The 13,257-nt window shown below is 61.4% G+C and carries 11 protein-coding genes and 1 pseudogene; 6 read left to right on the top strand and 6 right to left on the bottom strand.

What is annotated here, in order from left to right; all coding sequences use genetic code 11:
• Window positions 1-14 precede the first annotated feature (14 nt).
• The 5 genes from PARACOCCUSGL_RS0106050 to PARACOCCUSGL_RS0106030 all read right to left on the bottom strand — a co-directional run bounded on the left by PARACOCCUSGL_RS0106050 (window position 15) and on the right by PARACOCCUSGL_RS0106030 (window position 5,388).
• The gene (locus tag PARACOCCUSGL_RS0106050) at window positions 15-1,100 is read right to left on the bottom strand and encodes a glycerol dehydrogenase (protein WP_010394252.1); all 1,086 of its coding nucleotides are present in this window, start codon (window positions 1,098-1,100) and stop codon (window positions 15-17) included.
• Window positions 1,087-1,860, bottom strand: coding sequence for an SDR family NAD(P)-dependent oxidoreductase (locus PARACOCCUSGL_RS0106045; RefSeq protein WP_010394250.1), 774 nt, complete (start codon window positions 1,858-1,860; stop codon window positions 1,087-1,089). The genes PARACOCCUSGL_RS0106050 and PARACOCCUSGL_RS0106045 overlap by 14 nt, the downstream gene beginning before the upstream one ends.
• A 17-nt stretch (window positions 1,861-1,877) precedes the next feature.
• A complete protein-coding gene (locus PARACOCCUSGL_RS0106040; protein WP_010394248.1) occupies window positions 1,878-2,849 on the bottom strand; it encodes an ABC transporter permease in 972 nt (323 codons plus the stop codon).
• Between the two features lie 10 nt (window positions 2,850-2,859).
• Entirely contained in the window at window positions 2,860-4,353 is a 1,494-nt protein-coding gene (locus PARACOCCUSGL_RS0106035; protein WP_010394246.1) for a sugar ABC transporter ATP-binding protein, read from the bottom strand.
• Between the two features lie 69 nt (window positions 4,354-4,422).
• A complete protein-coding gene (locus PARACOCCUSGL_RS0106030) occupies window positions 4,423-5,388 on the bottom strand; it encodes a substrate-binding domain-containing protein (RefSeq protein ID WP_010394244.1) in 966 nt (321 codons plus the stop codon).
• Window positions 5,389-5,592: 204 nt separating this feature from the next.
• Between PARACOCCUSGL_RS0106030 and PARACOCCUSGL_RS0106025 the strand changes: the two genes are divergently transcribed.
• The 6 genes from PARACOCCUSGL_RS0106025 to PARACOCCUSGL_RS0106000 all read left to right on the top strand — a co-directional run bounded on the left by PARACOCCUSGL_RS0106025 (window position 5,593) and on the right by PARACOCCUSGL_RS0106000 (window position 12,451).
• The gene (locus tag PARACOCCUSGL_RS0106025) at window positions 5,593-6,213 is read left to right on the top strand and encodes a glucose-6-phosphate isomerase (protein WP_029371632.1); all 621 of its coding nucleotides are present in this window, start codon (window positions 5,593-5,595) and stop codon (window positions 6,211-6,213) included.
• A gap of 18 nt (window positions 6,214-6,231) precedes the next feature.
• Entirely contained in the window at window positions 6,232-7,191 is a 960-nt protein-coding gene (locus PARACOCCUSGL_RS0106020) for a shikimate dehydrogenase (protein WP_010394241.1), read from the top strand.
• Window positions 7,192-7,224: 33 nt separating this feature from the next.
• Window positions 7,225-8,049 (top strand): MBL fold metallo-hydrolase, encoded by an 825-nt coding sequence (locus PARACOCCUSGL_RS0106015; protein WP_010394240.1) that lies wholly within the window; start codon window positions 7,225-7,227, stop codon window positions 8,047-8,049.
• A 3-nt stretch (window positions 8,050-8,052) separates the two neighbouring features.
• The gene (locus PARACOCCUSGL_RS0106010; protein WP_010394238.1) at window positions 8,053-8,931 is read left to right on the top strand and encodes a MurR/RpiR family transcriptional regulator; all 879 of its coding nucleotides are present in this window, start codon (window positions 8,053-8,055) and stop codon (window positions 8,929-8,931) included.
• Between the two features lie 43 nt (window positions 8,932-8,974).
• Complete coding sequence (locus PARACOCCUSGL_RS0106005; RefSeq protein WP_010394236.1) at window positions 8,975-10,393, top strand: FAD-binding oxidoreductase; 1,419 nt, start codon at window positions 8,975-8,977, stop codon at window positions 10,391-10,393.
• A 408-nt stretch (window positions 10,394-10,801) separates the two neighbouring features.
• A complete protein-coding gene (locus PARACOCCUSGL_RS0106000) occupies window positions 10,802-12,451 on the top strand; it encodes an FMN-binding glutamate synthase family protein (protein WP_040601769.1) in 1,650 nt (549 codons plus the stop codon).
• A gap of 408 nt (window positions 12,452-12,859) precedes the next feature.
• Here PARACOCCUSGL_RS0106000 and PARACOCCUSGL_RS21765 read toward each other — a convergent pair.
• A pseudogene (locus PARACOCCUSGL_RS21765) lies at window positions 12,860-13,257 on the bottom strand (IS5/IS1182 family transposase); the annotation flags it as partial.

Below are 13,257 nucleotides of genomic sequence, written 5' to 3'. Positions count from 1 at the left end.
GAACGCCTTGGACGTCATCTCAGCCGTGCCAGAGCAGCAACGACCATCGGCGAAGTGACGGGCATCGGCTCGTTGTGAATGATTTCTCCGGGGCGGCAAGCCCGTTCGGCAATACGGAAAAGATCATCATCGCTTGCCGCGACAAGCCCGATATCGCCCAGTCGTACTGGCAGGCGGACCTTGGCGCAAAAATCGCGCACGCGGGCGAATTCGGCCTCATCCCCCTGAATCAACAGGCCCGCCAGAACCCCAATGGCAACCTTTTCGCCATGCAGATGGCCATGGACCGCATCAATTTCTGTCAGCCCATGATGAATGGCATGGGCAGCAGCGACACCGCCGGATTCAAACCCGATCCCGGACAACAGGATATTCGCCTCAACCACCCGCTCGATCGCCGGGCCTGCGGTATCGGCATCACATTCGGCCAAAGCTGCAGCACCATGTTCAAAAATCGTGTCGCGGCAAAAGCGGGCGATTTCATAGGCCAGCGGCAGGCCGGGCATGCCAAGGCAATTCGCCGCCCCGCTGCGCCTGCAAGCCTCGGCTTCATAAAAGGTCGCAAGTGCGTCACCGATGCCCGCCGCCAGAAATCTTGCAGGCGCACAGGCGATCAGCCCCGTGTCGACCAGCACCAGATCAGGGTTACGGGGCAGAAAGCGGTCATAAGCCACCGTTCCATCATCATGATAGACGACCGCAAGGGCGCTGCACGGTGCATCTGACGCCGCGATGGTCGGCACGACGATGACCGGCAAGCCAGCCTCATGCGCCGCAGCCTTGGCAGTATCCAGCGCCTTGCCCCCGCCGATGCCAACCAGCACGCCAGCACCCTTGTCGCACGCAGCCCCGGCTGCCGCAGCAATGGCGGTTTCGCTGCATTCGCCGCCATGGCGCAGGACCAGCGCGTCGGTCTTGTCCAATGCAGAGGCAAGTTCGCCCGCGATCAGCCCATGCACGCCCCCATCCACAAGAACCAGCGCAGATGACCCCGGCGCCAGGCCCTGAATTTCCGCACCCAGACGTGAAAGCGCACCCGGTCCCTGAAGGTAACGACCGGGAAAGCGCATACCGGCAGGCATGATCTTACCAGCAGACATAACCGCCATCCGCCAAAACGATGGAACCGGTCATCAGACTTGCCGCATCACCCGCAAGAAACAGCACGACCGAGGCAACCTCGTCGGGACGGCCCATCCGGCCCATGGGAGTGCCGCCGATCCAATGCCGATGCATCTCGGGGTCATCATAGACATAGGCGTTCATCTCGGTCTCGATATAGGTGGGCGCGACCGCGTTGACCCGCACCCCCCGCCCGCCCCATTCGGCAGCAAGCGAACGGGTCAGATGGTGGACACCAGCTTTCGAGGCATTGTAGTTCGCCTGCTCTTGCGGGCGATTGACGATAAAGCCCGACATCGAGCCAACGTTGACGATGCTGCCCGTCCCCTGTTCCAGCATTGCGCGGCCAAAGGCGCGGCAACACCAGAAAACCCCGTTCAGGTTCACGTCGATGACCTTGGCCCAGACCTCATCCGTCATGTCCTCGGCCGGCTTGTTCGAAATGGCGATACCTGCGTTGTTCACCAGGATATCGACCCTGCCGTGTCGTGCGACCACATCCGCCGCCAGGGCCTCGACCGCCGCGACATCGGTCACGTCCAGTGCGGCAGCCTGGGCCCGGGCGCCGGTTCCGGTGATCTTTGCCGCTGCGACCTCAGCTGCCTTGCCATCCATATCGGTCAGGATCACGGTTGCCCCGGCCTCGGCCAGCGCCTCGCTGATTGCCAATCCGATGCCTCGGGCTGCGCCGGTGACAACGGCAACACGGCCGTCCAGTCGGAAACGTTCAAGATACATGGATGTATTCTCCGAAATCAGCGGCGAAAGAAGGAAGAGCCGTATTGCAGCAGCATCGCCCCGATGATGATGACGCCCATAAAGACCTGCTGGTGATAGCCAGGCACATTGGCAAGGTTCATCAGGTTCGCGATGATGCCAAGGATGAACACGCCAACAAAGGTGTTCAGAGCACTGCCACGCCCGCCCATCAGGCTTGCGCCGCCGATCACCACCGCCGCAATGGCGTCAAGTTCAGCGCCGACCCCGATATTGGCCGAGCCGATCCCGGTGCGGCTGGACGAGATGATCCCCGCAGCAGCAGCCAGAATGCCCGAGATGACATAGACCGCGACCTCATAGCGCGAGACCGAGATCCCGGACAAGCGAACCGCATCACGGTTTGAGCCGATGGCCTTAACCAGCCGGCCGAACCGGGTATAGGTCAGCACCAGCCCAGCAATGACGAAAACCGCCAGCATCAGCAACACGGGATAGGGAACTCCCGCGACAAAACCCGTGCCAAAGGCGGTGATGGTTTGCCCCGCCTCTCCCATCCTGATGGGTTGCCCGGATGAGGCGATGAACGCGGCCCCGCGCGCAATGGTCATCACGGCAAGCGTTGTCACAAACGCCGGCAGGCGCAGAAAGGCCACCAGCAGGCCGGAAACAAGCCCGCAGGCCGCGCCGACGACAAGCGTTGCCCCGATCGCAAGCCCCGGTGCCATCTGCTGGACAAGGACGGCGGAAACCACGCTGCCCAGCGCCGAAACCGAACCGACAGACAGGTCGATACCCCGGGTCAGGACGACAAACAGCATTCCGACGGCCATCAGCCCGGTCGCCGCCACCTGCCGCAGGACATTCATCAGGTTGCGCTGGGTCAGGAACACATCCGAAAGCATACTGGCAACCGCAAGCAGCACGATCAGGATCACGAAGGTTCCATAGCGATGCATGAGATCACCGAAATCAAGACGGCGAGTATCGGGTTTGGTCACCGTGGACATGGAACTATCCTCATGCAGCGTTCGCGTTACTGGTCATCGCCAGCTTCAGCAGTTTTTCTTCGGAGTAGTCGGGGGGCATAAGCTGACCGGCAAGCCTGCCCTCACGCATCACAAGAATACGGTCGCACAGGCCGAACAGTTCGTGATGTTCGGACGACACCACAAGCACCGCCTTACCCTCTGCCGCGAACCTGCGAATAAGCGAGTAGATCTCGGTCTTGGCACCAACGTCGACGCCGCGGGTGGGTTCGTCAAAGATCAGTACGCGCCCTTCTGCATGAAACCATTTCGCAAGCACGACCTTTTGCTGGTTGCCACCCGAAAGGCTTGAGACCGGAGCATCCTGACTGGAAGCCTTGATCCGCAGCTGATCCGACAGGACATCAACGGCCTGCCGTTCGGCGCGGCGGCGGACGACACCGACAAGGTTCGTCAGCGGGTCAAGGCGCGCCATGGTCGCGTTCACGCGGATCGGCATGTCCAGAACGACGCCCTGATCCTTGCGACTTTCCGGCACAAGACCGATCCCGGCCCGCACCGCGTCCCCGGGACGGCGGATGCGCATCTGTTGCCCTGCAACAAAGATACGGCCGGCGTCATGACGGTCAGCGCCAAAGATCAGCCGCACAAGCTCTGTCCGTCCGGCACCGACAAGGCCGCCCAGACCGACGATCTCTCCGGCCCGCACCGTCAGCGAAACGTCCCGCACCACGTTGCCACGCCCAAGACCTTCGGTACGCAGCAACTCACGCCCTATTTCACGCGGGACATCCTCGCCAAAAAGCGCATCCAGCCGACGTCCGACCATCATGCGGATGACATCATCAATAGTCACCGCGCTTTTCTCGACCATGCCGACGGTCGTCCCGTCTTTCATGACCGTCATACGGTCAGCAATGCGGAACACCTCATCAAGGCGGTGCGAAATATAGACCACCCCGACACCCTGATCCCGCAGGTCGCGGATGATCGTAAGCAGCCGCTCGGCATCCTGCACCGACAGCACCGCAGTCGGCTCGTCAAAGACGATGACGCGCGCATTTCTTGAAAGCGCCTTGGCAATTTCAACCACTTGTTGCTGAGCAACAGACAGATCCCGGACCATGGCCTGCGGCTGAATGTCAAAGCCAAGCCGCTGAATGATGTCACGCGCGCGCCGCTTCACCTCGCGCCAGGAAATCAGCCGGGGCAGTTCAGCAAGAAAGATGTTTTCGGCAACGCTAAGGTCCGGAACCAGCGCCATCTCTTGATGGATGACGACGATTCCGCGCTGCATGGCATCTGCGGGCCGGTGAAAGACGGCCGACAGGCCGTCGATACGGATCTCTCCCTCACTCGGCAAATGCTCTCCGCCCAGAACACGCATCAGGGTGGACTTGCCCGCGCCGTTTTCACCCAGCAGGGCGTGCACCTCGCCAGAGCGAAGGACGAAGTCCACGCCTTTAAGAGCATGGATGCCGCCAAAGGATTTCCGGATACCGGAAAGCTGCACCACTTCTGTCATGGAAGCTTCTCTGCAAGGGATCGGAGGATAAAAGGCGGCAGAGACCATAGCCGTCCCCGCCGCCGTCGATCAGAACACCGCGTCGGGGCGATAGTACTTGCCGACGTTGTCTTTGGTGATCACGGCGGGCTCGGTATAGGTGATCTTGCCCATACCTTCAGGCAGCTCGCCATCGACTGCCTGTTTGGCCAGATCGACCGCCGTAGTCGCGACGATTGCCGGATCGTTAAGGCCGGTGGCCCCGTATTCGCCGGATCTGATCAGCTCCAACGCCTCTTTCTGACCGTCAGCGGCCGCAACCAGCAGCACGTCCGTCTTGCCTGCCGCCTTGAGCGCATTGCGCGCGCCAAGGACCATCGAGTCATTCTCGCCCAGCACAACATTGACGTCCGGATGGGCGACCAGGATGTCCTCCATCGCGTCGAGGCCGCCTTCATTGTTCCACAGACCCCAGCCCTGGCCGACGATCTCAAACCCTGCGGTACCGCTGGTCTGCAACTGACCCTCAAGCAGCCCCGCAAGCACGCCCAGCCGGCGCTCTTGCCCGACTTCGTTGCCCTGATCGCCCGAGATCAGCGCGATCTTCAGCGGCTTTCCCTTGGTCTGATCGGCGATCCAGCGCCCGACCAAAAGGCCGTTGCGACTGTTGGACGACTGCACCAGCGTCACGAAATCCGCGCTGGAATCCAGCGTCGAGTCGATGACGAAAACCTTGACCCCCTGAGCCGAGGCCGCGTTCACGGCAGGGACCAGTCCCTGACTGTCGCGCGGATTGACCAGCAGCGCCTCGACCCCGCGCGCCACCATATCCTCGATATCAGCGACCTGCTTGTTCAGATCATTGCCCGCGTCGGCTGTCATGATCTCGCAGCCGATCTCGGCGGCACGAGCTTTGGCGGCCACCTCTTGCGCGGCAAAATAGGGGGCATCCAGCGTCTTCATCGACAGGCCGATGGTGCATGCGGACGCCTCAGCCGCACTCATGGCCGTAATCGAAGCAACAGCGACAAGCGCAAGCCTTGCAGTGGTTTTCATTGGCAGTTCCTCCCAGACGGTGGTGAGTCCCGGGACATGCGCCCGCTGCTCATCTTTCGTAGTTTTGCAACTTAATATTTGCCGAGTCAACAATAATATTCGCCGCAATTTAGTGTAACCTTGGCAAATGGGCATAATAATTGAGTATTGATTTCAATCTCGCTATCTTTTACGTAGCAAAACAACCAAACAGAGAGGCCCTGCATGTCCATCCCTACCCCAGCAAGCTGCCGCGTATCCCCCGAGGCCGGCACGATGTCGAACGGAACCGGACATTACGAAAAGCGCCTCAGCGATCTGGCGGGTCTTTATGCAGATCAAACGGCCTTTGCCGCCCTGCTGGCCGAGGGGGACCGGGTCGTCTATGACGTCACCGAGTTTCGCCCCTCGGAAAAAGCAGGGGATGTGATCTTTGGCGTCACCAGAATGAGCCCCGGCCGCATCGGCGATGAGTTCTTTCTGACCCGTGGCCACATTCACGCGAAATCTGACCGCCCCGAAATCTATTATGGCCAGAAAGGCACCGGGCTGATGCAGCTGGAATCGCCCGATGGCGAAACCCGCATTGTCGAGATCGGGCCGCAGACGATCTGCTACGTGCCCCCCTACTGGATTCACCGCTCGGTCAATATCGGCGACGAAGATCTGGTGATGGTGTTCTGCTACCCCGCCGATTCGGGTCAGGACTATGGCATCATCGAACGCTCTGGCGGCATGCGTCACCGCGTCGTCGCAGTGGATGACGGTTGGACCCTTACCGACAATACCAGCTACGTTCCCCGCCCCCCGGAAGTCGCCGCCGCGCTTGTCGGTAATGCCGTCTGAAGTCGAAGGAAATCACGAATGCCCTACGAAGCCGCACGCAAACCGACCTTTTATTTCATCGGCGTAACCACCGCGAAAAGCTCGATCATGCGGGTCTTTCCCGCCTGGGCGCATCATCTCGGCCTGGGCGATGTCGAGATCCGCGGCATGGATTTTCAGCCACATGCCGAACCCGCGCGTTATCGCGAGGCAGTTGAATTCATCAAGGCCGATCCCCTGTCACTCGGCGCACTTGTCACCACGCACAAGCTCGATCTCTTTGCCGCCTGCCGCGACCTGTTCGACGAAATCGACCCGCACGCCGCACTGATGGCCGAGACAAGCTGCCTGTCAAAACGGAACGGACGGCTGATCTGCCACGCCAAGGACCCGATCTCATCCGGTCTTTCGATCAACAGTTTCCTGCAACCCGGGCATTTCGCCAGCACCGGGGCCGAGTTCTTTTCAATGGGGGCGGGCGGCTCGACCATCGCCATGACATGGCACCTGATGCAAGCCCGACGCGGGGCAGACAGACCTTCGCGGATCGTGGTTTCCAACCGCTCGCAGCCGCGCCTGGACCATATTCGCGACATCCACCGGCAGATCGGCGGCGACGTTCCGGTCGAATATGTCCTGGCCCCGACCGCCGCCGAAAATGACCGGGTGCTGGCAGGAATGAAACCCGGCAGCCTGATCGTGAACGCGACCGGGCTTGGCAAAGACGCGCCGGGATCGCCACTGACAGATGCCTGTCAGTTCCCGGAACGCGCCGTGGTGTGGGAGCTGAACTATCGCGGCGATCTGGTCTTTCTGGATCAGGCACGTGTTCAGGCCCCCGCGCGCAGGCTGCAGGTTGAGGACGGCTGGACCTATTTCATCCACGGCTGGACACAGGTGATCGCAGAGGTCTTCGATGTGGCGATTCCCACCTCGGGTCCGGAATTCGACGCCATCGCCCGGATTGCCGGCGAAGTAACCGGAAGGGTCGCTGCATGAAACGCTTTCCGTCCGCTCATCCGGGGCTGTGCCATGCGGCTTAACCCCCGGCCCGGAGCTATCGCAGACGGCCCTGCCATCCATTGGCTGGGGCAGGCCGGTTTCTGGATCGACACCGGGGCGCATCGCCTGCTGATCGACCCTTACCTGTCCGACAGCCTGGCGCGGAAATATGCCGGCAAGCGTTTCGATCATCGTCGCATGATGCCGGTACCGGTGACGCCCGAGGCTCTGCCGCGGCCAGACATCGTGCTGATCACCCATGCCCATACCGACCATATGGACCCCGACACTCTGGGCCCCCTGCATCGCCGTTTTCCCGACCTGCCATTTGTTGTGCCGGCCGCCCGGGTTGAGGCGGCGCGCGAAAGGATCGGCGAGAATGCCTCCCTGATCGCCGTCAACGCCGATGATGAACCGGAGCCCCTGCCCGGCCTGACGCTGCGGGTACTGCCGGCCGCCCATGAAATGTTTGAGCGGGACGAAAAGGGGCAGCATGTGTTTCTTGGCTATGCCTTTGCCTCGGGCGGAGCCCGCATCGCGCATTCCGGCGACACGATCCCCTACCCCGGGCTGGCCGAGCGGTTTCGTGATTTCGGGACAGACATCCTGCTGCTGCCGGTCAACGGACGAGACGCCGAACGGCGCGATGCCGGGATTCCGGGGAACCTGACGCTGGATGAGGCGATCACAGTCACGACCGCAGCTGCAGCGCGCTACCTCGTGCCGCATCACTTTGGTATGTTTGCCTTCAACACGCTCGATCCGGCGACCATCGACGCGGCCGCGGCAGCAAGCCGCGATCCGATCATCCTGCGTCCCGAAATCGGCATGGCAATGGACCTGCAGAAGGACTGACTGATGGATCTGATGGCAAGCGAAAGCCTTGACGACAACCTGCTTGAGGTAATCCGGCGCGCCCTGCCCGGATTACGCAAGTCCGACCGCCGCGTCGCCGAGACGATTCTTGAGGCCCCGCTTGCCGCCACCGAAATGACCCTTGCCGCACTGGCCGAAGCATCGGGCGTCAGTGAACCGACCGTTCTGCGTTTCTGCGCTGCGATCGGCTGCGAAGGCTTTCGCGATCTTCGGGTAAAGCTTGCCCGCTCACTGGCCTTTTCACGCTCGACCTCGCATAGTGCAATCTCGGCCGAGGACGATCTGGGCACCATCGTCACCAAGATCTTTGACTTCAACCTCTCGAACCTCGCCTGGGCGCGCAGCAAACTTGATCCCCAGCGGCTGGCCGCCGCAGTCGAGACGCTTTCCTCCTGCGACCGTATCGAATTCTTTGGCTTTGGCGCATCCGGCATCGTCGCACGCGATGCGCAACAGAAATTCCCGCTGTTTGGCGTACCCTGCGGCGCCCCGACCGACGGTCATCAGATGTTCATGACCGCCGCAATGGTCGGGCCACGTGATGTCGTGGTAGCGATCTCGAACACCGGTACCACGCGTGAGGTGATCCAGGCGACCCGCCTTGCAAAAGAACGCGGCGCCCGGACCATTGGCATCACCGGTTCGGAAAGCCCGCTGCTGCGCCACTGTGACATCGGCATCGTGGTCGAAACGCTGGAGAACACCGACGTCTTTACCCCGACGATTTCGCGCGTGGCCGCCATGGTCATCATCGACATTCTCTCAACCGCCGTCAGCCTGGGCCGGGATGAGGCGCATCGCGCACGCGTCGCCGACATGAAACGCCACCTGGCCGAAATGCGTGCCAGCGGAATTTACTGACCCCCTGCGCCTCGCGCAGGCCGCCCGACACAAAGGACAACCGATGACTGCCTCGCCCCGGACCGTGACTGCCGACGCCCTTTTTGCGGGTTTCGATGCCGATCTGTTTGTGACCGACCCGGACATCATCGCGTCTTACACGCGGGACCGGACCAGGGCCTATGTCGGCACCCCTCTTGCCGTCGCTCGCCCCCGCTCGGCGCAAGAGCTTTCGGCGCTTATGATCCGCTGCGCTGAACTCGGCGCCGGTGTCGTACCGCAAGGGGGCCTGACGGGTCTGGTGGGCGCGGCAGTCTCTGACCCTGACCGGCCAGAGGTCGTGGTGCTGCTTGACCGGATGAATGCCATCCGCTCGATTGATACGGTCGGCTTTGCGATGGTGGTCGAGGCCGGCTGCATCCTTGAAACCGCCAAGCTTGCGGCCGAAGAACAGGATTGCCTGCTGCCGATCACCTTTGGCGCTCAGGGGTCGTGCCGGATTGGTGGCAATGTCGCAACGAACGCCGGCGGGTTCAACGTCCTGCGCTATGGCATGACCCGCGATCTTGTTCTGGGGCTTGAGGTGATCCTGCCCGACGGCAGGATCTGGAACGGCCTGAGAACCCTGCGCAAGGACAACCGCGGCTACGATCTTAAGCAACTGTTCATCGGCGCCGAAGGCACGCTTGGCATTGTCACCGCCGTGGCGCTGAAACTGTTCCCCAGACCAAGCCAGGTCGAGACCGCCCTTATCGGCCTGCACACGGTCGAGGACGCGATGACGCTTTACGCCATGGCGCGGCGCAGTTGCAGTGACCTGCTTTCAGCCTTTGAGATCATGTTACGACCAGGTCTTGAACGCGGCCTTACCCATCGCCCCGAACTTTCTGACCCGCTGGAAACCCCCTGCCCGGTCTATATCCTTATGGAGTTGGCAGGTGGCGGCAGAGTCGATCTGCGTGCCCTTCTGGAAAGCTGCCTCGCGGATGCGGGTGACCTGCTGATGGACGGGGTGATCGCCATGAACAAAGCCCAGGCAGAGCGGCTATGGGCCTGCCGCGAGGCGATGGTTGAATCGCAAAGCCGCAGCGGGCCTTACCTTCGCACCGATGTTTCGGTGCCGATCGCACAGATCCCGGCCTTTCTTTCGGCCGCGCTTGAAACCCTGGCGCAGTCTTTGCCCGAGGGGCAACCGGTCACCTATGGCCATGTCGGAGACGGCAATATCCACCTCAATATCGTGCCACCCGCCGACTGGCCTGTCGAAGAGCGGAAAGCACTGTTTGCCCGCGCCGAAGAAATCATCTTCGGGACGGTCGATCAGTTCGGCGGCAGCATCAGCGCCGAACACGGGATCGGCAGATCGAAAAAACAGGCGTTCCTGCAACGCGTTGATCCGGTCACGCTGGACCTGTTCCGGCGTATAAAACGTGCAATTGATCCCGAAGCTTTGCTGAGCCGAGGCCGGATATTTGATCTGTAACCAGGTAGCGGCCGGCAATAACCTGCACCGCCGCCTGCCGTCCGTTTCAGGTTCTGATGCAGGATGGCTTTGCTGTCATTGCCCAGGCAGACAGTGGCACGGACGTCATCGCGGCCCCGGGATCCGCAGCTTTCGGTCAAGCGACATGTGCGTGGGCACAGTGCTGCAAAAGAGGCCCTTGCGTCACATTGAACGGTCCTGACCAGGAGCCGCCCCTGCAGCTTTCAGGTGGCCTGCCTGCACAACAGTGTCCAACGCTGTCTCAACAGGCTCACGAATGCCTGTGGGTTTTCATTGCTTACGCTGCGTCACCGGCTCTGCGGCATCTCGCTGACCAGCCCGCCTTGTCTGAGCGGACCTATGCAATATGATGGTTCAGGCATTCCAAACCTGGTTAAGGGGTTCCCCATGTTTTCGTCCGCCCGCTATACCGTTTTTGCTGGAACATGTATCACGGCAGTGATGGCATCAGCTGCGACAGTTCTTCACAGCGGCTGGTGGGCGCCATTGGCGATCAGCGCGACGGGCCTTTCTCTGCTGGGGCTGTGGGACATAAAACAGCGTCGGCATTCCATCCTTCGCAACTATCCGGTGATCGGTCACGTACGTTTCCTGATGGAATCGATCCGGCCTGAAATCCGTCAATACCTGATCGAAAGCGATCGTGACGAAGAGCCATTCAGCCGTGAAGCCCGTGCGCTCGTCTATCAGCGATCCAAGGGCGTTGAGGACAAGCGGCCTTTCGGCACCACGCAAAACGTCTATGGCTCTGGCTATGCCTGGATCACCCATTCAGCCGTGCCGGTGACGATCAGTGACACCAATTTCCGGGTCAAGATCGGGGGGCCGGACTGTCGTCAGCCCTATGACGCCAGCATCTACAACATTTCCGCCATGAGCTTTGGCTCTCTGTCGGCAAATGCCGTGCTTGCGCTTAACCGGGGTGCGGAAAAGGGCGGTTTCGCACATGACACCGGCGAAGGGGGCATCAGCCGCTACCATCGGGAAGGCGGGGGCGATCTCATTTATCAGGTGGCCTCCGGTTATTTCGGCTGCCGGAATGAGGATGGCAGCTTCTCGCCCGAACGTTTTGCAAAGCAGGCCGCCGATCCTCAGGTAAAGATGATCGAGCTTAAGCTCAGCCAGGGGGCCAAGCCCGGTCATGGGGGCGTGCTTCCCGCCGCTAAGATCACGCCCGAAATTGCCGAAGCTCGTGGCATCCCGATGGGTGTCGATTGCATTTCACCTGCGGCCCACAGCGCATTTTCTACCCCGCTGGGGATGATGAGGTTCATCGGCCAGCTACGCGAGCTTTCAGAAGGCAAACCCGTCGGATTCAAGCTCTGTATCGGCCATCGGCGCGAGTTCATGTGCATGGTCAAGGCGATGCTTGAAACAGGCATCGTTCCCGATTTCATCGTCGTTGACGGGAAAGAGGGCGGCACCGGAGCCGCCCCGCTGGAGTTCACCAACCGGGTCGGCATGCCGATGCTGGAAGGTCTGAGTTTTGTTCACAACACCCTGCGCGGGGCAGGTATCCGTGACAGGGTCAGGATCGGGGCGGCCGGAAAGGTCATCTCGGCCTTCGATATAGCCCGGGCGCTGGCGCTGGGGGCGGACTGGTGCAACTCGGCCCGCGGGTTCATGTTCTCGATCGGCTGCGTTCAGGCACAGTCCTGTCATACGAACAAATGCCCGGTCGGGATTGCCACTCAGGATCCCCGCAGGCAGCGGGCGATTGACGTCGGGGACAAAAGTGATCGGGTTGCACGGTTCCACCGGAACACGCTTCACACCCTCGGTGAGCTGGCGGGCGCAGCCGGTCTGCATAGGCCCAGCGACTTCATGCCATATCACCTGATGTTCCGCCTCAGGGACAATGAGTTCACCGACGGCAACATCGCCAGCCCCTATCTGCCCGAAGGCTTTCTGGTGTCGGGCGAGACCTATCCCGACCTTGCCGAATGGCACGACAGGTGGCACAGGGCATCGGCCGAAAGCTTTACTCCGCATGAAATCCCTACCGGAGCCTATCGGAGCGCCTTCCAGGCGGCATAACAAACGTTGCGGGGGCCCTCTTGCCGACGCTCACATCGTTGCAGGCGGGCCCTTTGGGCCTATGCCGGTGACCCCCAAGGCCCTGTGCCCTTTGCCGGCAGGGCTGTGATGGGCGGTTCTTCACGCAGTGTTTCCGACACGAATGAAAGCTGGTTTCTTTGACACCCAAAGCCCCGGAAAATAGGCGCGATACCGACTGCTTTCATTGCCGCAACCTTCTGAGATCATCCCGGCGTTACGCGCCTGCGTCATTTTTCCAAAACGCTCCTCGGCAATTTGTGTGACACACATGAATCCACAGGCATGCGCTTCGGCTACTCGCCTTTATCCTGCGGCTAGCCTGCAGCACGACCCATCCACCCGGCCGCCGTGGGTCTTCTGCCGGCCCAGAATCAGGGCTCACAACCACTATATGACGTTTGCGGCCAGGGCGCAGGCGGAGAGGGACAGGATCGGGCATCGGTCGTATCGGGTTCCGATGCGGCACCAGTGCTTGAGACGTGCGAACATGTTCTCGATCCGGTGGCGCAGGCGGTAGAGCTCGGTGTCATGCGGGATCGAGGCTCTCCGGCCGGTGCGGGAGGGGATGCACGGCGAAATACCCGTCCCGATCAGCGCATTGCGGAACCAGCCGGCATCATGACCCCGGTCTGCAAGCAGTGAGTGCCCGCGCGCCAATGTAGCCGGAGGTCTGGCCTGCCGACAGGAGCATCCGGATCGGACGGCCCTTTGCATCCACCAGGACGTGCAGTTTCGGGTTCAGACCACCCCTTGTCCGCCCGATCAGCCGTCGGCGACCCCTTTTG

Origin of the sequence: Paracoccus sp. TRP, assembly GCF_000185925.1 — a bacterium.
Lineage (GTDB): Bacteria > Pseudomonadota > Alphaproteobacteria > Rhodobacterales > Rhodobacteraceae > Paracoccus > Paracoccus kondratievae.
Note: the sequence above shows the minus strand (reverse complement) of the source record. Positions and strands in the feature narration are given on the sequence as shown.

What these genes read in the sequence shown, in the direction of transcription:
- PARACOCCUSGL_RS0106050 (WP_010394252.1), bottom strand. Translation starts at nt 1,100, where the DNA reads ATGTCTGCTGGTAAGATCATGCCTGCCGGTATGCGCTTTCCCGGTCGT.
- PARACOCCUSGL_RS0106045 (WP_010394250.1), bottom strand. Translation starts at nt 1,860, where the DNA reads ATGTATCTTGAACGTTTCCGACTGGACGGCCGTGTTGCCGTTGTCACC.
- PARACOCCUSGL_RS0106040 (WP_010394248.1), bottom strand. Translation starts at nt 2,849, where the DNA reads ATGTCCACGGTGACCAAACCCGATACTCGCCGTCTTGATTTCGGTGAT.
- PARACOCCUSGL_RS0106035 (WP_010394246.1), bottom strand. Translation starts at nt 4,353, where the DNA reads ATGACAGAAGTGGTGCAGCTTTCCGGTATCCGGAAATCCTTTGGCGGC.
- PARACOCCUSGL_RS0106030 (WP_010394244.1), bottom strand. Translation starts at nt 5,388, where the DNA reads ATGAAAACCACTGCAAGGCTTGCGCTTGTCGCTGTTGCTTCGATTACG.
- PARACOCCUSGL_RS0106025 (WP_029371632.1), top strand. Translation starts at nt 5,593, where the DNA reads ATGTCCATCCCTACCCCAGCAAGCTGCCGCGTATCCCCCGAGGCCGGC.
- PARACOCCUSGL_RS0106020 (WP_010394241.1), top strand. Translation starts at nt 6,232, where the DNA reads ATGCCCTACGAAGCCGCACGCAAACCGACCTTTTATTTCATCGGCGTA.
- PARACOCCUSGL_RS0106015 (WP_010394240.1), top strand. Translation starts at nt 7,225, where the DNA reads ATGCGGCTTAACCCCCGGCCCGGAGCTATCGCAGACGGCCCTGCCATC.
- PARACOCCUSGL_RS0106010 (WP_010394238.1), top strand. Translation starts at nt 8,053, where the DNA reads ATGGATCTGATGGCAAGCGAAAGCCTTGACGACAACCTGCTTGAGGTA.
- PARACOCCUSGL_RS0106005 (WP_010394236.1), top strand. Translation starts at nt 8,975, where the DNA reads ATGACTGCCTCGCCCCGGACCGTGACTGCCGACGCCCTTTTTGCGGGT.
- PARACOCCUSGL_RS0106000 (WP_040601769.1), top strand. Translation starts at nt 10,802, where the DNA reads ATGTTTTCGTCCGCCCGCTATACCGTTTTTGCTGGAACATGTATCACG.